Below are 18,573 nucleotides of genomic sequence, written 5' to 3' on the forward strand. Positions count from 1 at the left end.
TCCCCTCCGACCCCGAGGCCCATGATGCCCAAGACCCCCTCCCTTCGCGTGACATTCCTGTCGCTGACCGCCCTGACCGCGCCGGCATTGGCCCAGGACACGGCCCCCATCCTGCTGGACGAGATCGTGATCACCGCGTCCGGGTTCGAACAGAACATCGCCGACGCCCCTGCCAGCATCTCGGTCATTTCCGGAGAGGAATTGGCGCGGCGCAACATCACCAGCCTGTCGGACGCGCTGCGCGGGGTGCAGGGCGTGGCCACGACGGGCGTCACCAACGAACAGGACATCACCATCCGCGGCCTGTCCGGCCAGTACACGCTGATCCTGGTCGACGGCAAACGTCAGGGCACGCGCGAATCGCGCACCAACGGCAGCGCCGGGATCGAGCAGAACTGGATTCCCCCCGTCGCCGCCATCGACCGGATCGAGATCGTTCGCGGCCCGATGTCGTCGCTGTACGGATCGGACGCGATGGGCGGCGTGGTCAACGTCATCACCAAGCCGGTCGCCGACCGCTGGACCGGGTCGATCACGGCCGAGGCCACCCTGCCCCAGGACGGCGGCGACGCGTCCTCGCGCCAGCTGTCCTTCTATGGCAGCGGGCCGGTCGTTGCGGACCGGTTGGGCCTGCAGGTCTGGGGACGCCGCCTCGACCGGTCCGAGTCGCGGGTCGTCGACGGGCTGCGCGACCGCGAACTGACGGACCTGTCGGCGCGGCTCAGCTGGACGCCCGACCCCGATCACACCGTCCACCTGGAGGGCGGGCGCACCACAATCGAGGATCTGGGCCGCGTCGGCCGCACCATCGCGCCCGTCGATTTCCGCGGCACGCCGCAGAACGACAGCCTGCAGGACAACACCCGCGACCGCGCCGCCCTGTCCTATGCCGGGCAGTGGGGCAATGTCGCGGCCGACCTGTCGGTCCTGCGCGAGGTGGGCCAGCGCAAGACGGCATCGGGCAATGGCGCGCTTGTCGCAGGCGACCGCGCGCCAGAGGTCACGAACACCGTCTATGACGCGAAATTCACCGCGCCGCTGGAATGGCAGGGCAGCCATACGCTGGTCTTTGGCGGGCAGGTGAACCGCACGGGGCTGCGCGACCAGAACCCCGGCCTGGGCGATGGGCGGACCTATTCCTTTGCGACCTCGCAGCGCGCGGTGTTCCTGGAGGACGAATGGCGCCTGCGCGACGATCTTGCCCTGACCCTTGGGGCGCGGCTGAACGATCATGCCGAATACGGCAGCAACCTGACCCCGCGCGCCTATGCGGTGTGGAACGCGACGCAGGGCCTGACCCTCAAGGGGGGCGTGTCGACGGGGTTCCGCGCGCCGGATCTGCGCTCCGTCGTGCCGGGCTATTTCTACACCACCGAACGGGGCGCAGGCGCGATCGTCTCTAACCCCGCCCTGCAGCCAGAGGAAAGCACCAGCTATGAGCTGGCGGCGCTTTACGATGCGCCGACGTGGCAGGTGGGTGCGACGCTGTTCCGCACCGATTTCGACGACAAGATCGAAAGCGCCCGCACCGACGACCAGGTCGTGATCGGCGGCACCAGCTTCAACCGATGGGAATGGTATAATGTCGGGCGCGCCCGCCTGCAGGGGGTCGAGCTGACCGCGGACTGGGACGCCACCCCCGACCTGATGCTGCGCGCCAGCTACAGCTTCACCGACAGCGAACAGCGGACCGGCGATTTCGCGGGCCTGCCGCTGGACCGTACGCCGCGACATCAGGCCAGCGTGACCGCCGATTGGGTCACCCCCGTCGCGGGGCTGGGGGCCTGGGGGTCGGTGATCTATCACGGCCGGGAAACAGCCGCCGGAGCCCGCATCGGCACCAACGGCCGACCGGTGGCCTTCGACGCGGACGGGACAGCCATCGCCTATGAATACGGATCCTACCTGACGGTGGACCTGGGGGCGGATTACCAACTGACCGACCGGGTCAGCCTGAACGGCGCGATCTACAATCTGCTGGACCGCGACATCACCATGGCCGCCAACAACACCGAGGGCGAGGGCCGCCGCCTGTGGCTGGGCCTGACCTCGAACTTCTAGGGGGATGCGCCCGGCCGGTGGACTTTCCCCGGCCGGGCGTGTTCAAACGGGGCACCATCCAGCCGGAGAGCCCCATGACCCATTGCATCCTGATCGGAGCCCCCGTGGACGAGGGCCAGCGCCGCCCCGGCTGCCTGATGGGCCCCGCCGCCTATCGCACCGCGGGCCTGGCCGCGACCCTGGCGACCCTTGGCCACACGGTCGAGGATCGCGGCGACGTCACGCCAGACCCCCTGGGCGACCATCGCTGCGCCAACCCCGCCGTCCATCACCTGCCCGAAACGATCGCCTGGACCGGCGCCCTGCGCCAGGCCACCCAGGACGCCCTGCCGCATGGCATGCCGATCATCATGGGGGGCGATCATTCGCTGGCCCTGGGCACCGTCGCAGGGGTCGCTGCGCATGCCGCCGCGCAGGGCCGCGCGCAGTTCGTGATCTGGCTGGACGCGCACAGCGATTTTCACACAGTAGCCACCACCACATCGGGAAACCTGCATGGCACACCGATGGCCTATGCCAACGGGCTGGACGGTTTCGACCCCTTCCCGCCCTTCCCCGCACCCATCCCGGGCGAAAACATCTGCATGTTCGGCATCCGCAGCGTGGACCCCGCCGAACTGGCCCTGATGCAGCCCACGGACATCACCGTGAACGACATGCGGGTACTGGACGAACAGGGCATCGTGGCCCCGCTGCGGGCCTTTCTGGACCGCGTGCGCGCGGCCGACGGCCTGTTGCATGTCAGCCTGGACGTGGATTTCCTGGACCCCTCGATCGCGCCCGCGGTGGGAACCACGGTGCCCGGCGGCGCGACCTTCCGCGAGGCGCATCTGGTGATGGAGCTGCTGCACGAATCGGGGCTGGTCACATCGCTGGACCTGGTCGAGTTGAACCCGTTCCTGGACGAACGCGGCCGGACCGCAAAATTGATGGTCGATCTGGTCGGCAGCCTGATGGGCCGCAAGGTCTTTGACCGCCCGACCCGCAGCTATGGATAAGGGGCGGACCACCGGCCCGCCCCCTTTCATTCCGGTCATGAACGGCTGAGGCCTACCAGACCTTGGCTTCGCGGTCATAGAACCGCTGCGCCGCCGCCTCGACGAACGCCGCCGGGTCCAGCTTGGTCACGCCCTTGTCGGGCTGCACCCCGGCCGCCGCCAGCAGCTTGGCGCTGGCATCGTCGGCGCCGATCGCCTTCAGATGCGCAAAGGCATCCGACACGAAGTCGACCGCGGGCTTGAACTTGGCCAGCTTGGCCGCGTCATCGGCGCCGATGACCAGCGCCACCGCGTCGAACAGGACCGACGGCGATCCCGCCAACTGCGCCTCGGCCTTGCCACGCTCCTTGGCGATCAGCATGACGGTGCCGCCCTGGGCCTCGACCGCGTCGCGCAGCGCATCGACCTTGGCTTGATCCCCGCCGTCGCCGATCAGGATGCCGACCTTGCGACCCTTCAGACTGTGCTTGGCCTGCTTCATGATCGACAGCGCATCCGAAGGTGCCATGTCGATCGGCTCGCGCATGGGGGTCGCGGCATCGGGCAGATCCTCGGCCAGACCTTTGGCCACGGTTTCGGCCAGATCCTCGTCGATGACGCGCAGATGACCCAGAACGCGCTGGATGACATGGCCAAGGCCGACCTTCGACAGTTCGAACGTGATCGCGTCGGCGATGTGGGTCTGCTCGACCTCGGTCTGGCTGCGATAGAACAGCCGTGCCTGGCTGTAATGGTCACCGAACAGGTCCGCCCGCACGCGCAGCTTTTCGTCCGGCTGGTTGCCCAGGTCGGTCATGTCCTTATAGGTCGCGAAGCCTTGGTCGGTGGCGCGGGGGCCCGGCTCCTCTCCGGCCTGATCCAGGCTGTTCGGCTCATAGTTGGCGCGGCCCTTTGGCACCGCCATCTGCATCATGCCGTCGCGCTGAAAGTTGTGCATCGGGCATTTCGGCGCATTGACCGGGATCTGGTGGAAGTTCGTGGTGCCAAGCCGCGACTTCTGGGTGTCCATATAGCTGAACAGCCGTCCCTGCAGCAGCGGGTCGTCGGAAAAGTCGATACCGGGCACGACGTTCGTCGGCAGGAAGGCCACCTGCTCGGTTTCGGCAAAGAAGTTGTCGGGGTTCCGGTCCAGCACCATGCGGCCCACGATGCGGACGGGAATGTCCTCCTCGGGGATCAGCTTGGTCGCGTCCAGGACGTCATAAGGCTGCTTGGCGGCCCATTCCGCGTCAAAGGTTTGGATGCCCAGTTCCCATTCCGGGAAGTCGCCCGAATCGATGGCCTCCCACAGGTCCTGGCGGTGATAGTCCTGGTTCGCGCCGGCGGTCTTGACAGCCTCGTTCCAGACTTGGCTCTGCAGGCCCAGCTTAGGCTTCCAGTGGAACTTGACGAAGGTCGACTTGCCTTGGGCGTTGACCAGGCGGAACGTGTGGACGCCGAACCCCTCGATCATGCGCAGGCTGCGCGGGATCGCGCGGTCAGACATCGCCCACATGATCATGTGCATGGATTCCGGCATCAGCGACACGAAATCCCAGAAGGTGTCATGGGCGCTGGCGGCCTGCGGATAGCCCTTGTCGGCCTCCATCTTGACCGAATGGATCAGGTCGGGAAACTTGATCGCGTCCTGGATGAAGAACACCGGGATGTTGTTGCCGACCAGGTCCCAGTTGCCTTCCTGGGTATAGAACTTGACCGCAAAGCCCCGCACGTCGCGCGGCGTGTCGACGCTGCCGGCGCCGCCGGCCACGGTCGAGAATCGCACGAAGACCGGCGTCTTGCCCGGATTGGCCAGAACGCCCGCGCGGGTCAGTTCCGGGATCGGATCGGTGCATTCGAAATAGCCGTGCGCGCCCGAGCCGCGGGCGTGGACGATCCGCTCCGGAATGCGTTCATGGTCGAAATGGAAGATCTTTTCGCGAAGGACGAAATCCTCCAAGAGGGTGGGACCGCGGGCCCCGGCCTTCAGGCTGTTCTGGTTGTCGGAAATCGGGACCCCGTGATTGGTGGTCAGGGCCTCGCCGCCGGTCTGGTGGGTCTCTCCACCGTTGCCGCGTGTCTCGCTGATGCTGGACATGACGTCCTCCTGTGCTGGCGCGTTGCCTGTCCAACAAAGGCCGATGAAAACGGTTCCTGATTCGGGGGGCTATGTTTTGTTCACCCGCTTGCCCTGCGCCGCGCAGCCTGCGATACGCAGGAGTGATGATGATGCGGACGTGGCGAAATCGGTAGACGCAGCAGACTTTGACAATTGGAGTGCCCGGTCGGGAAACCGCCGGTGCAGAACCGCTCAAATTCGGGGAAAGCTGTGGGGCCCCGGCCCCGTGCCAATCCCGAGCCAAGCCCCGGAGACGGGGAAGGTGTAGAGACTAGACGGGCGGCGCCTAACGTCCTTGCGGACCATGGCGAAGGGATAGTCCAGACCACGAACGGGGTATCGCACCCCCGGCGGCGAAAGTCGAAGTGGTACGAAAATCTGTTTTCCGAACGGAAGTGCGGGTTCAAGTCCCGCCGTCCGCACCATCATCGCGTCATGCGGCACCGGCGCCGTCAGGCCCCGGTGCACGCGGGCTCACGTCTCCACTTGGGCCGGCTCGCGCGGCGGGCGGCCGATGATGTCGCGCAGTGCGTCCAACTCGATGAAATTGTCGGCCTGGCGCCGCAGGTCGTCGGCGATCATCTGTGGCTGGCTGCGGATCGTGGACACGACCGACACCCGGACCCCCTGACGCTGAAGCGATTCGACCAGCGGCCGGAAATCGCCGTCGCCGGAGAACAGGACCGCGTGATCCATCCGCGGGGCCAGTTCCATCGCATCGACGGTCAGTTCGATGTCCATGTTGCCCTTGACCTTGCGGCGGCCCAGGGCGTCGATGTATTCGCGTGCCGGCTTGGTCACGACGCAGAAACCGTTGTAATGCAGCCAGTCCACCAGCGGACGGATCGGGGAATATTCCTCGCCCTCGATCAGGGCGGTATAGTAATAGGCACGCATCAGCTTGCCGCGGCGATCGAATTCCTGGCGCAGCAGCTTGTAGTCGATATCAAAGCCCAGTGCCTTCGCGGCAGCATAAAGATTGGCCCCGTCTATGAAGATTGCCAATCGGTCGTCTTTGTAAAACATGGATGTTGCCTTTGATGAACCCGGTCCTTCACGGCACAAGCGCGGGCCAGGGTGAGGGACCTGAGATGCGCGGGCCCATGCCATGGACCTGTAAGGAAAGAGGAAAGCGTGGTTAACCTGTCTTTTGGTATCGTTGCTTTTGGGGCCAACCTTCCCCTGTCGGATCAGGACCCCGTAACGACCCTGTGCACGACGATGGGCATTCTGCACAGCGCCCCGGGCATTTCAATCACCGCGATCAGTCGCATCTGGCGGACTCCCGCCATGCCTGCGGGATCGGGGCCCGATTTCGCCAATGCGGTGGCGCTGATCGCCACGTCCCTGGACGCACCGCAGGTCCTTGAGACGCTGCACGCGATCGAGGCACAGCATGGCCGCGACCGCAGTACGGGCCGGTGGTCGGCACGCGTCCTGGACCTGGACCTGATCGCGCTGGACGATCGGATCGAACCCGATGCGGGCCATCTGCGGGACTGGATGGACCTGTCCCCCGACCGCCAGGGGGTGCAGGCGCCCGACCGGCTGATCCTGCCCCATCCGCGGATGCAGGACCGCGCGTTCGTCCTGGCCCCCCTGGCCGAGATCGCGCCGGACTGGCGTCATCCGGCGACCGGGCTCAGCGTCGCGGCGATGCTGGAGGCGCTTGGACCCCGCGCGCTGGACGGAATGACGCCGGTCGAATCCCCAGGTTTTCCTTGACAATCGGCGCTGTGGCGACCATCAGTCCGGTTCGCCCCGAATGTCCGATTCGCAACTGCACAGGTGATCCATGGCCCGCGTAACGGTCGAAGACTGCGTCGACAAGGTTCCCAACCGCTTTGATCTGGTGATGCTCGCCTCGCATCGCGCCCGAGAGATCGCGGCTGGCAGCGCCCCCACCGTCGATCGCGACAACGACAAGAACCCGGTGGTCGCCCTGCGCGAAATCGCCGAAGAGACCCAGCCCGTCGACGATCTGCGCGAGCGGATGATCGAATCGACCCAGACCCAGATCGAGGTCGACGAGCCCGAGGAGGACGCCATGGCCCTGCTGCTGGGCGCCGAGGTCGATCGCCCCAAGCCGTCCGACGAGGAATCCGAGGAACGGATGCTGCGCATGATGCTGGAAGCCAACCAGCGCGCCTGACACGGTCACACTGCAGAGGTCTTCGACACCATCATGATCGACGTCGAAGACCTGCTGGCCCTTGTCCGCAACTACAACCCGCGCAGCAACTGCACCCTCATCCGCGACGCCTATGAATACGGCATGCGCATGCACGAGGGCCAGTTTCGTCATTCCGGCGAGCCGTATTTTACCCATCCCATCGCCGTCGCCGCCATCCTGACCGAGATGCGGCTGGACGACGCGACCATCGTGACCGCGCTGCTGCACGACACGATCGAGGACACGCGATCGACCAAGGACGAGGTCGTCGGCATGTTCGGCGCCGAGATCGCCGAACTGGTCGACGGGGTCACCAAGCTGACCAACCTGGAGCTGTCCAGCACCCAGTCCAAGCAGGCCGAGAACTTTCGCAAGCTGTTCATGGCCATGTCCCGCGACATGCGGGTGATCCTGGTCAAGCTGGCCGACAGGCTGCACAACATGCGCACCATCCGCTCCATGCGTCCCGACAAGCAGGTCAAGAAGGCGCGCGAGACGATGGACATCTATGCCCCCCTGGCGGGCCGGATGGGCATGCAGTGGATGCGCGAGGAGCTGGAGGACCTGGCCTTCAAGGTCATCAATCCCGAGGCGCGCAGTTCGATCATACGCCGCTTTGTCAGCCTGCAGCGCGACAGCGGCGACATCATCGGCCAGATCACCGCCGACATCCGCACCGAGATGGAGAAGGAGGGCATCGAGGCCGACGTGTTCGGCCGCGCCAAGAAGCCCTTCAGCGTCTGGCGCAAGATGCAGGAAAAGCAGCTGGCCTTTTCGCGCCTGTCCGACATCTACGGCTTTCGGATTATCACGCGGACCGAGATGGACTGCTATCGCGCGCTTGGCGTGATTCACCATCGCTGGCGCGCGGTTCCGGGGCGGTTCAAGGATTACATCAGCCAGCCGAAATCGAACGGCTACCGCTCGATCCACACCACGGTATCGGGTCGCGACGGCAAGCGGGTCGAGGTTCAGATCCGCACCCGCCAGATGCACGAGGTCGCCGAGGCCGGCGTCGCGGCGCATTGGGCCTATCGCGACGGCGTGCGCACCCGGAACCCCTTTGCGGTCGATCCCGCCGAATGGATCGCCCAGCTGACCGACCGGTTCGACACCGAGGACCACAACGAGTTCCTGGAACACGTCAAGATGGAGATGTACCAGGACCAAGTGTTCTGCTTCACCCCCAAGGGCGACGTGATGCAGCTGCCGCGGGGCGCGACGCCGATCGATTTCGCCTATGCGATCCACACCCGGTTGGGCAATTCCTGCGTCGGCGCCAAGATCGACGGCATCCGCGTGCCCCTGTGGACGCGGCTGAAGAACGGCCAGTCGGTCGACATCATCTCTGCCTCGGGGCAGCGCCCGCAGGCGACCTGGCTGGATATCGTGGTCACCGGCCGCGCCAAGGCCGCGATCCGGCGGTCCTTGCGCGAGGAGGACCGCGACCGCTTCATGCGCCTGGGGCGCGAACTGGTGCGCGTCAGCTTCGAGCATGTGGGCCGCAAGGTCACCGACAAGGCGCTGCGCACCGCGGCCAAGCAGATGGGTCTGCCCTCGGCCGAGGATCTGCTGGCCCGCATCGGCAGCGCCGAGAACTCCGCCAAGGAGGTCCTGGGCGTCCTTTATCCGGAACTGGCCGACCACCAGGACGAGATCGACGGCAAGCGCCCCTTCGCGGGGCTGGAGGCCGACGCGAACTTCAAGCGCGCGCCCTGCTGCGCCCCCCTGCCCGGCGAGCGGATCGTGGGCATCACCTATCGCGGCGCCGGCGTGGTCATCCATGCCATCGACTGTCCCGTGCTGGCCGAGTTCGAGGACAGCCCCGACCGGTGGGTCGACCTGCAATGGCGCGAGGGGCGCCACCCCGCCGCCTATTCGACCGTGCTCAATTTGACGATCCGCCACGACGCCGGCGTGCTGGGACGCATCTGCACCTTGATCGGGGCGCAGGGGGCGAATATCTCGAACCTGGAGTTCATCGCCCGCAAGCCCGACTTCTACCGCATCGAGGTCGAGGTCGAGCTGCGCGACCATGAACATCTGCACAACCTGCTGACCGCCCTCGAGGCGGAAAGCGATGTCGCGCAGGTCTCGCGCGTGCGGGACCCGGCGCTGAAACCCTGAGGCAGGCGCCCCCTGCCCGTCACGGATCGGGTTCGCCTTGTTCAAACGCCGCAAACCGCGCAGCTACGGCCAACTGGCCAGCCAGATGATCTATCCGCCGGGCGGCTGGCGGCGGGCCAGCGCCTATGTGGCCCACAGGCTGCGCCGCCTGCCCGACCAGCCGCATCGCATCGCGCGCGGGGTCGCGGCGGGGATCATGGTGAATTTCACGCCGCTGTTCGGGTTCCACTTCCTGTCGGCGGCGGCGGTGGCCTGGATCATCCGCGGCAACGTGCTGGCCGCGCTGTTGGCGACCTTCGTGGGCAATCCGGTAACCCTGCCCTTCATCGCGCTGATGTCGGTCAAGCTGGGCCGCGAGATCCTGGGCCAGGAGGGCGAGCTGACGCCCCAGTTCATCTTCCACGAATTCTCGAAGGCCACCGGAGAGCTGTGGCACAACCTCAGCGCCCTGTTCGGCCCGTCCGAGATGCACTGGTACAACCTCAGCGACTTTCTGGCGCAGGTATTCTGGCCCTACATGGTCGGCGGCGTCATCCTGGGGTCCATCGCGGGGGTCATCACGCATTACCTGACCGTCCCGATCTTCATCGCCTATCAGCGCCGCCGCGAGAAGAAGATGGCAGAGCGCATCGCCCGCGCCTCGGCCCGCGCGGCACAGCTGAAGGCGGATCGGGCCAGGGGCGGTCCGGGTCAGTAACCGCGGTCGCGGTCCACCAGATGCAGCAACGGCCGTCCCGCCATCGCGCGCCGCAGGTTCTGGGCGACGACGGGGGCGGCGGTCGCGGGGCGGGTCTCGGCGGCGATATGGGGCGTGACGGTGACCGCGGGATGGGCCCAGAACGGGTGATCCTGGGGCAGCGGTTCGGTGCGGAACACGTCCAGCACCGCGTGCCCCGGCCGCCCCCGGTCCAGCCCCCGCAACAGCGCCTCGTCATCGATCAGCGTGCCGCGTCCCGGATTGATCAGCCAGGCGCCGTCAGGCAGGCGCGACAGGCGGTCCGCATCCAGCAGCCCGCGGGTGGCCGGCGTATCGGGCAGCAGGCAGACCAGGATCTGCGCGCGGGCCAGGGCCTGGTCCAGCAGCGCGATGGGCAGCACCGAAACCCCCGGCACCGCTCGCCCCGAGGCGCTGACCCCGGTGACCGGAAAGCCCAGGGCGGTCAGCATGGCTGCGGCGGCCTGTCCCAGTTCGCCCATGCCCAGGATGGTCACTGGGCGTTCCGCGGCCAGCGGCGGGATCTGCCCATTGCGCCAGATGCCGTCCTGGGCATAGCGGTCCATGCCCAGATGGGCGCGCATGGCCCATCCGGCGCAATACTCCGCCATCCCCTGGCGCAATCCAGGATCGACCATCCGCGCCAAGGGCTGGGTCAGCGTGGCGTTGCCCACGATGCGTTCGACCCCGGCCCACAGGCTCTGCACCAGCCGGACATTTGCATAGGGCGCGAAATCGGTGATGTCGCCGCCTGGGGCGTAGATGATCGCATCGAACGTGGCCGGATCGCCGTCGCGGTCCAGATGCATCTCGGGGCAGGCCGCGCGCAGGGCCGGGGCCCAATCGGACCACGCATCGTCGCGGGCAGAGAACCGGACCCTCATCGGGGCCTGTGGACATGGGCGGATTGCACCAGACCAAATCCCAGCATCAGGATCATCAGCGACGTCCCCCCATAGCTGACCAGCGGCAGCGGCGACCCCTTGGCGGGCAGCAGGCCCATCACCGTCGCCATGTTGATCGAGAAGTACAGAAAGAACGTCGCGCTGATGCCGATGGTGATCAGGCTGGCAAAGCGGTCGCGGTTGCTGAGTGCGGAATACAGGCAGAAGCCCAGGATCAGCATGTACAGCACCAGCAGCGACGATGCCCCGATGAAGCCGAACTCCTCGGACAGGACGGTGAAGATGAAGTCGGTGTGCTTTTCGGGCAGGAAGTTCAGCCGCGACTGCGTGCCTTGCATGAAGCCGCGCCCCGACAACCCGCCCGAACCAAGCGCGATCTGGCTCTGGATGATGTTGTAGCCGGCCCCCAACGGGTCGGAGGTCGGGTCCAGGAAGGTGTCGATCCGGCGGAACTGATAGTCGCGAAGCAGCTGCCAGTCCGTTCCGCGGCTGCGCATGACGGCCACGACCAGGCCCACCGCGGCGCCGATCACCGCCCCGAAATACCACAGCGACACACCCGCCGCGAACATCACGATCCCGCCCCCCGCGATCAGCATGATCGACGTGCCAAGATCCGGCTGCATCAGGACCAGCGCGGTCGGCGCCAGGATCAGCACCACCGGCACGATCACCCACAAGGGACGCGACACGCGGTTCAGCGGCAGCCAGTCGTAATAGGCCGCCAGCAGCAGGACCAGCGCGATCTTCATCAGTTCGGACGGCTGGATGCGGATCGGGCCGATGTCGATCCATCGCTGCGCGCCCATGCCGATGACCCCGAACAGGTCGACCGCGACCAGCATCAAGAAGCACATCACATAGGCCGCGACAGAGATGCCGCGCCAGAACCACATGGGCACGAAGGCCAGCCCCAGCATGATCACCATGCCCACGGCAAAGCGGATCATCTGCGGTTCCGCCCAGGTGTCCATGCGGCCGCCCGCGACCGAATACAGCATCAGGAACCCGATGCAGCACACGGCGGTGATCAGCAGGACCAGCGGCCAGTTGATGTACAGGACCTTGCGGAACCCCGTCGGAACCTGCGCCACCTGATAGTCGAGATAGGACATCGCCTTACGCCCTGCTGCGGCCGGGGCGCGGGGCCTCGGGCTGGTAAAGGTGCATGGCGTTGTGACGCTCCTCCAGCGCGGCCCGCTGATCCGAGGGCACGGCGTCCAGGGGCGGCAGCCCGCCGTTCAGCGCGAACAGCAGGATGTCACGCGCGATGGGCGCGGCCACGGCCGATCCGCCGCCGCCATGTTCGACCACCACCGAGATCGCGTATTTCGGCGCGTCATAGGGGGCATAGGCCACGAACAGCGCATGGTCGCGCCGCGCCCAGGGCAGCTGATCGTTCGAGATGACGCCGCGGGCGCGTTCGGCGGCGGTGATGTTGCGGACCTGGCTGGTGCCGGTCTTGCCGGCCATGCGCCATTCCTCGCGGGTGATGCGGGCGCCGCGGGCGGTGCCGCGGGCGCTGTTCATCACCGCGTCCATGCCAAGCCGCGCGACGCGCAGCGATTCCGGGCTGATGTCCAGCGGCAGGTATTCGGGCGGCGCCTGCCGCACGCCGTCGACGGACCGGATCAGCTGGGGCCGAACCTCGCGGCCCGACGCAATGCGGGCGGTCATCACCGCCAGCTGCAGCGGCGACGCCAGCACGAAGCCCTGCCCGATCGAGGCGTTCAGGCTGTCGCCGATCTGCCAGGCCTGGCCGTGGCGGGCCATCTTCCATTCGCGGTCGGGGGCAATCCCTTCGGCCACCGCCGACATCGGCAGGTCGTGGCGCTGGCCCAGGCCAAGCTTGCGCGCCATGATCGCGATCCGGTCGATGCCCACCCGCTGCGCCAGTTCGTAGTAGTAGACGTCGCAGCTTTCCTCGAGGCTCTTGATCGCATCGACGGTGCCATGCCCGCCGCGCCGCCAGCAGTGGAACCGCCGCCCGCCCAGTTCGGTGTGGCCCGGACAATAGAACCGGGTGCCCGCGTCGATCACCCCGGCCTCCAGCCCGGCCATCAGCGTGACCATCTTGAAGGTCGATCCGGGCGGATAGACGCCCTGCACCGTCTTGTCGGCCAAGGGGCGGTGGTCGTGATCCATCAGCGCGCGGTATTCGGGGCTGCTGATGCCGCGCACGAACTTGTTGGGATCGAAGCTGGGCGACGAACAGATCGTCAGCAACTCTCCGGTCTGGCAGTCGGTGATGACGGCGGCGGCGCTTTCGGTGCCCATCCGCTGCGCGGCATAGTTCTGCAAGGCGGCATCCAGCGTCAGCTGCAGCGTGGCCCCCTGTTCGCCCTGCTGGCGCGACAGCTGGCGCATCTCGCGGCCCTGGGCGTTGACCTCGACGCGGCGGGCGCCCGCCTTGCCACGCAGGATATCCTCCATGCGGCCCTCGACCCCGATCTTGCCCAGCTGAAAGTCCGGCAGCAGCAGGACCGGGTCCGGGTCCTCGATCCGCGACAGGTCGTAATCGCTGACGGGGCCGACATAGCCCATGACATGCGCGAAATCGCCCGCCCGCGGATAGGCGCGCGACAGCGCCGATTCGGGCGTGACGCCGGGCAGCGACGGGGCGTTGACCGCGATGGCGCTGAACTGCTCCCAGGTCAGGCGGTCGGCCAGCACGATGGGGGTGATGGCGCTGCGGCGGGAAAACTCGTCCATCAGCTCGGCCATGCGGGCGTCGGTCATGGGCACCAGCCGCGACAGGCGGCGCAGCACGGCCTGGACGTCGCCGCCCGCCTCCTCGCGCGTCAGGGTGACGCGATAGTTCTGTTCGTTCCCCGCGATGATGATCCCGTTGCGGTCCAGGATCAGCCCGCGCGACGGCGGCAGCAGCCGGATCTTGATCGAGTTGCCGTCCGCCAGCGTGCGGTATTCCTCGGCATGGTCCAGCTGCATCGACCGCATCTTCAGCGCCAGCGTGGTGACGGTGGCCACCTGGATGCCGGCCAGCATCAGCCCGCGCCGGGTGATCTGGCGGGAGCTGTCCAGGATCTCGCGTTGGGACTTCTTCATGCCCTTGTCCTCATGTCGGATCGCCGCGGCCAAGGCGGCGCAGCCCGATCAGCCAGCGTGCCCCGAAGACGACCAGCGGATAGGCCGCCACCGTCGCCAGAAACTGCAGGATCACCTGCCCCAGGGCCGGCACCTGCAGCACGAACACGACCTGCACCAGGCGATAGCCCAGCATCATCAGCCCGATCAGCACGCCCACGCGGAACCATTCAACCATGAATGGCTGATCGCGCCAACGGGGCTCTCGCAGACGTGCGGCCTCGGACCCCAGCAGCACGATGGCGGTCCACAGGCCCAGGGGGCGCATCAGCAGCACGTCCTCGACCAGGATGGCCAGCACGATAACCGGCGCGGCCAGCTGGTCGGGGCGGCGCAGCACCCAGGCCAAGATAAGCGCCAGCGCCAGGTCGGGACCGGGCCAGCCCATGATGCCCGCCGACAGGGGCAGCAGCCGCACGAACAGCAGCGCCCAGACCGAGGCCAGAAACACCAGCGTTCCCAGGACGAAGCTGCGGCTGGGCAGCTGGATCATGGCGTGGAACCCGGGTCCAGCGGATCGCTGGCCGCCGCCGCGTCGACCGGAGAGACCGGCAGCTGCGGCCCGATCAGACCGCTGTCCTGGCCCAGGATGATGGCGGCGCTGTCGACCACCGCCTCAGCCGGATGCGACCGCAGGACGCGCAGGAACTCCAGGCGTTCGTAATCGGCCGCCATGCGAAGGCGCAGCCGCCCGTCGCTGCCCTGCGCGACCTGGCCCACCAAAACCCCGGCGGGAAAGACGCCCCCGTCGCCCGAGGTCACGACCCGGTCGCCGGGACGGACGTTGTCGGCCTGCTCGACGAATTCCAGCAGCGGCAGCGGCGTGTTGTCGCCCGTCAGCAGCGCCCGTTCGCCGGTCGGCTGGACCGTCACCGGCAACCGCGACGAGGGGTCCGTCAACAGCACGACGCGGCTGGTCCGGTTCCCAACGCCGGAAATGCGCCCGACCAGCCCCAGCCCGTCCATGGTGGCCCAGCCCTCGATGATCCCGTCCTGGGCGCCGACGTTCAGCAGCACCGACTGGCGGAAGGCCGAACCGCTGTCGACCATCACCACGCCCGTGACGCTGGTCAGGGCCGGGTCGATGCGGACGTTGTTCTGCGCCATCAGCTTGGAGTTCTCCTGCTCCAGCTGAACGGCGGCCTCGCGCCAGGCGGACATGCGCTGCAATTCGCGGCGCAGTTCCTGGTTCTGCTCATAGATGCGCGCATAGCTTTGAAAGCCCGCGACCATCTGGGTAACCTTGGTCACCGGGGCCACGGCCCATTCGAACCGCGGCACGATGCGGTCGATCATCGCCGTGCGCATCATCTCGGCCCGCGGGCTGTCGATGCGCCAGAACAGGAACACCGCCAGCAGCGCAAGCGCCAGCACCGCGATCAGGACGCGGCGCACGGGTGTGGCGAAATCGGTGCTCTTCTGCGCCATTCAGGCGCTCCCTGCCTGCGCGATCAGCTGTCGTAGTCGATGACGTGACGCAGCTGCTTTTCGAACTCCAGCGCCTTGCCGGTGCCCAGGGCCACGCAGCTCATCGGCTGGTCGGCCAAGCTGATCGACAGGCCGGTCTGCTCGCGCAGCGCCAGGTCCAGCTCGCCCAGCATGGCGCCGCCGCCGGTCAGCATCACGCCGCGGTCGACGATGTCGGCGGCCAGATCCGGGGGCGTCGCCTCCAGCGCGACCATCACGGCCTCGCAGATGGCCTGGACGGGCTCGGACAGCGCCTCGGCGACCATGGCCTGGCTGATCTCGATCTCCTTGGGGATGCCGTTCAGCAGGTCGCGGCCGCGCACCATCAGGGTCGCGCCGCGCCCGTCATCGGGCATGCGGGCGGTGCCGATGCTGGTCTTGATGCGTTCGGCGGTCGATTCCCCGATCAGCATGTTCTGGTTGCGGCGCAGATAGTTGATGATCGCCTCGTCCATGCGGTCGCCGCCGATGCGCACCGAGCGCGCATAGACCACGTCGCCCAGGGACAGGACCGCGACCTCGGTCGTGCCGCCGCCGATGTCGACGACCATGCTGCCGGTGGGTTCGGTGATGGGCATGCCCGCGCCGATGGCCGCCGCGATGGGTTCGGCGATCAGGCCCGCCTTGCGCGCGCCTGCGGACAGGACCGACTGGCGGATGGCGCGTTTCTCGACCGGGGTCGCGCCGTGCGGGACGCAGACGATGATCTTGGGCTTGGAGAAGGTCGTGCGCTTGAACACCTTCTTGATGAAATGCTTGATCATCTGCTCGGCGCTGTCGAAATCGGCGATGACGCCCTCGCGCATCGGGCGGATGGCCTCGATACTTCCCGGCGTGCGGCCCAGCATCAGCTTGGCGTCCTCTCCGACCGCCAGGACGACGCGCTTGCCGTCCTTGACGTGATAGGCCACGACCGAGGGCTCGTTCAGGATGATGCCCTTGCCCTTGACATAGATCAGCGTGTTCGCCGTCCCCAGGTCGATTGCGATGTCGGTCGAAAACAAACCGCCGAATGCCATGCCCGTATCCTTTTCCCGCCGGTTGGCCCGGCCTGCCCTGTTTTGATGGTGCGTGATCGCCCTGACGGACGTGGCCCCGTATAGAGCCGTGCGCCGCACCGGAAAAGCCCCGATGCGCGCATTGGGCCGACAGCGGCATTTCTCGCCGGGGTGGTGCCGGGGGGACACGATGCCCCCCGCGCGCCTCAGTGCGAATACATGCTGATCTGCTTGGCGTCAGTGTCGCGACCGGTCATCGCGCGGCGCAGAATCAGCCGGTTCAGCGCCCCCACATAGGCCTTGACCGAGGCCAGGATCGTGTCCGTATCGGCGGCTTGGCCGGTGACGATGCGGCCCTCCTCCTCCATGCGGACGCTGACGGTGGCCTGCGCATCGGTGCCCTCGGTCACGGCATGAACCTGGTACAGCTGCAGCCGCGCGTCGTGCGGAAAGATTTCCCGCACCGCATTGAAGCATGCATCGACCGGACCGTCGCCGGTCGTCTCGGCCCGCTTCTCGACCCCGTCCACGATCATGGTCAGGGCGGCGGACTGGCCGTCGCTGCCGCAGACGACGCGCAGGTGCTTGACCTGCAGGTGATCCTCGGCCGTGTTGGCAGCGGCGTCCAGGACCAGGGCCACGATGTCGTCGTCATAGACCTCCTTCTTGCGGTCGGCCAAGGCCTTGAACCGCACGAAGATGTCCTTCAACTGGTTGTCCCCGACCTCGTATCCCAGATCGGCCAGCTTGGCGCGCAGCGCGGCGCGGCCCGAATGCTTGCCCATGGCAATGTTGTTCTCGGTCAGGCCGATATCGGCGGGGCGCATGATCTCGAAGGTCTCGACGTTCTTCAGCACGCCATCCTGGTGAATGCCGGATTCGTGCAGGAAGGCGTTCTTGCCGACGATGGCCTTGTTGAACTGCACCGGAAAGCCCGACACGGCGGCCACGCGACGCGAGATGCCCATGATCTTGGTCGTGTCGATGCCCGTGCGGAACGGCATGATGTCGTTGCGGACCCGCATCGCCATCACCACCTCCTCCAGCGCGGTGTTGCCCGCGCGTTCGCCCAGACCGTTGATGGTGCATTCGATCTGGCGCGCGCCCGCCTCGACCGCAGCCAGGGCGTTGGCGGTCGCCATGCCCAGGTCGTTGTGGCAATGCGTGGCAAAGATGATCTGGTCCGCGCCGGGCACGCGCTCCAGCAGCATTGCGATCAGGGCGGCGCTTTCGCGCGGCGCGGTATAGCCCACCGTGTCGGGGATGTTGATCGTGGTGGCGCCGGCCTTGATGGCGATTTCCACCACCCGGCACAGGTAATCATGCTCGGTCCGGGTGGCGTCCATGGGCGACCATTGCACGTTGTCGCACAGGTTGCGCGCATGGGTCACCGTCTGGTGGATGCGGTCCGCCATCTGGTCCATGTCAAGGTTCGGGATCGCCCGGTGCAGCGGCGAGGTGCCGATGAAGGTGTGGATCCGCGGCTGGCGGGCATGCTTCACGGCCTCCCAGCAGCGGTCGATATCGGGCAGCTGGGCGCGGGCCAGGCCGCAGATCACACTGTTCTTCGACTGTTTCGCGATCTCGGACACGGCTGCAAAGTCGCCTTCCGAGGCGATGGGAAATCCGGCCTCGATCACGTCCACGCCCATCTCGTCCAGCATGGCGGCGATTTCCAGCTTTTCGGCATGGGACATGGTGGCGCCGGGCGACTGTTCGCCGTCGCGCAGCGTGGTGTCAAAGATCACGACGCGGTTCTGTTCGGTCATTGGCTTGGTCCTTCTTACGTGGTCCTGTGGGGTTTCCCGGGCGCTGACCTGTCTGAGCGGCGGCCCGGAAGACCCGCTCAGCGCAGCGTAAGAAGCAGCAGACCGCGAAGCTGCACGGCCAGACGCGCGCCGTGGGGCGCGGTGCGGGCGGTGGCGA

At 67.0% G+C, this 18,573-nt stretch carries 15 protein-coding genes and 1 tRNA gene; 7 read left to right on the top strand and 9 right to left on the bottom strand.

The features are described 5' to 3' along the window. Window positions 1–24 precede the first annotated feature (24 nt). Both LZ686_RS06955 and rocF read left to right on the top strand, forming a co-directional pair. The gene (locus LZ686_RS06955; RefSeq protein ID WP_349547367.1) at window positions 25–2,061 is read left to right on the top strand and encodes a TonB-dependent receptor domain-containing protein; all 2,037 of its coding nucleotides are present in this window, start codon (window positions 25–27) and stop codon (window positions 2,059–2,061) included. 74 nt (window positions 2,062–2,135) lie between these two features. Next, the gene (rocF, locus tag LZ686_RS06960; protein ID WP_046000079.1) at window positions 2,136–3,059 is read left to right on the top strand and encodes an arginase; all 924 of its coding nucleotides are present in this window, start codon (window positions 2,136–2,138) and stop codon (window positions 3,057–3,059) included. A gap of 52 nt (window positions 3,060–3,111) precedes the next feature. Here rocF and LZ686_RS06965 read toward each other — a convergent pair whose 3' ends face one another. Further along, window positions 3,112–5,136, bottom strand: coding sequence for a catalase (locus LZ686_RS06965; protein WP_349547368.1), 2,025 nt, complete (start codon window positions 5,134–5,136; stop codon window positions 3,112–3,114). A 374-nt stretch (window positions 5,137–5,510) separates the two neighbouring features. On the opposite strand from LZ686_RS06965, the gene LZ686_RS06970 reads away from it, so the two are divergent. Next, window positions 5,511–5,582: transfer RNA gene (locus tag LZ686_RS06970), tRNA-Leu, on the top strand. 49 nt (window positions 5,583–5,631) lie between these two features. Here the strand turns inward: LZ686_RS06970 and LZ686_RS06975 are convergent. Then, complete coding sequence (locus tag LZ686_RS06975; protein WP_349547369.1) at window positions 5,632–6,183, bottom strand: LabA-like NYN domain-containing protein; 552 nt, start codon at window positions 6,181–6,183, stop codon at window positions 5,632–5,634. Between the two features lie 108 nt (window positions 6,184–6,291). Here LZ686_RS06975 and folK point away from each other — a divergent pair, with 108 nt between their 5' ends. From folK to LZ686_RS06995, 4 genes are all read left to right on the top strand, one after another. Beyond that, window positions 6,292–6,882 carry a 2-amino-4-hydroxy-6-hydroxymethyldihydropteridine diphosphokinase gene (gene folK, locus LZ686_RS06980; RefSeq protein WP_349547370.1) on the top strand — a complete coding sequence of 197 codons (591 nt, stop codon included), beginning with the start codon at window positions 6,292–6,294 and terminating at the stop codon, window positions 6,880–6,882. Window positions 6,883–6,952: 70 nt separating this feature from the next. After that, window positions 6,953–7,309, top strand: coding sequence for a DNA-directed RNA polymerase subunit omega (rpoZ, locus tag LZ686_RS06985; protein WP_042245492.1), 357 nt, complete (start codon window positions 6,953–6,955; stop codon window positions 7,307–7,309). A gap of 33 nt (window positions 7,310–7,342) precedes the next feature. Further along, entirely contained in the window at window positions 7,343–9,457 is a 2,115-nt protein-coding gene (locus LZ686_RS06990) for a RelA/SpoT family protein (RefSeq protein WP_045982739.1), read from the top strand. A gap of 37 nt (window positions 9,458–9,494) precedes the next feature. Then, window positions 9,495–10,154 carry a DUF2062 domain-containing protein gene (locus LZ686_RS06995; RefSeq protein WP_052715197.1) on the top strand — a complete coding sequence of 220 codons (660 nt, stop codon included), beginning with the start codon at window positions 9,495–9,497 and terminating at the stop codon, window positions 10,152–10,154. Here LZ686_RS06995 and LZ686_RS07000 read toward each other — a convergent pair. The 7 genes from LZ686_RS07000 to LZ686_RS07030 form a co-directional block, all read right to left on the bottom strand. Beyond that, window positions 10,148–11,056, bottom strand: coding sequence for a 2-hydroxyacid dehydrogenase (locus LZ686_RS07000; protein WP_349547371.1), 909 nt, complete (start codon window positions 11,054–11,056; stop codon window positions 10,148–10,150). The genes LZ686_RS06995 and LZ686_RS07000 overlap by 7 nt on opposite strands. Beyond that, complete coding sequence (rodA, locus tag LZ686_RS07005; RefSeq protein WP_045982737.1) at window positions 11,053–12,192, bottom strand: rod shape-determining protein RodA; 1,140 nt, start codon at window positions 12,190–12,192, stop codon at window positions 11,053–11,055. The genes LZ686_RS07000 and rodA overlap by 4 nt, the downstream gene beginning before the upstream one ends. A 4-nt stretch (window positions 12,193–12,196) precedes the next feature. After that, complete coding sequence (mrdA, locus tag LZ686_RS07010) at window positions 12,197–14,143, bottom strand: penicillin-binding protein 2 (RefSeq protein ID WP_349547372.1); 1,947 nt, start codon at window positions 14,141–14,143, stop codon at window positions 12,197–12,199. Window positions 14,144–14,153: 10 nt separating this feature from the next. After that, a complete protein-coding gene (locus LZ686_RS07015) occupies window positions 14,154–14,675 on the bottom strand; it encodes a hypothetical protein (protein ID WP_052714834.1) in 522 nt (173 codons plus the stop codon). Beyond that, window positions 14,672–15,610 carry a rod shape-determining protein MreC gene (gene mreC / locus LZ686_RS07020; protein WP_139599114.1) on the bottom strand — a complete coding sequence of 313 codons (939 nt, stop codon included), beginning with the start codon at window positions 15,608–15,610 and terminating at the stop codon, window positions 14,672–14,674. The genes LZ686_RS07015 and mreC overlap by 4 nt, the downstream gene beginning before the upstream one ends. Window positions 15,611–15,633: 23 nt before the next feature. Beyond that, complete coding sequence (locus tag LZ686_RS07025; protein ID WP_045982734.1) at window positions 15,634–16,668, bottom strand: rod shape-determining protein; 1,035 nt, start codon at window positions 16,666–16,668, stop codon at window positions 15,634–15,636. A 185-nt stretch (window positions 16,669–16,853) separates the two neighbouring features. Further along, complete coding sequence (locus LZ686_RS07030) at window positions 16,854–18,416, bottom strand: 2-isopropylmalate synthase (RefSeq protein ID WP_045982733.1); 1,563 nt, start codon at window positions 18,414–18,416, stop codon at window positions 16,854–16,856. Window positions 18,417–18,573: the final 157 nt, after the last annotated feature.

It is taken from the genome of Paracoccus sp. NFXS7, assembly GCF_040148865.1.
In the GTDB taxonomy this organism is placed as follows: Bacteria; Pseudomonadota; Alphaproteobacteria; order Rhodobacterales; family Rhodobacteraceae; genus Paracoccus; species Paracoccus marcusii.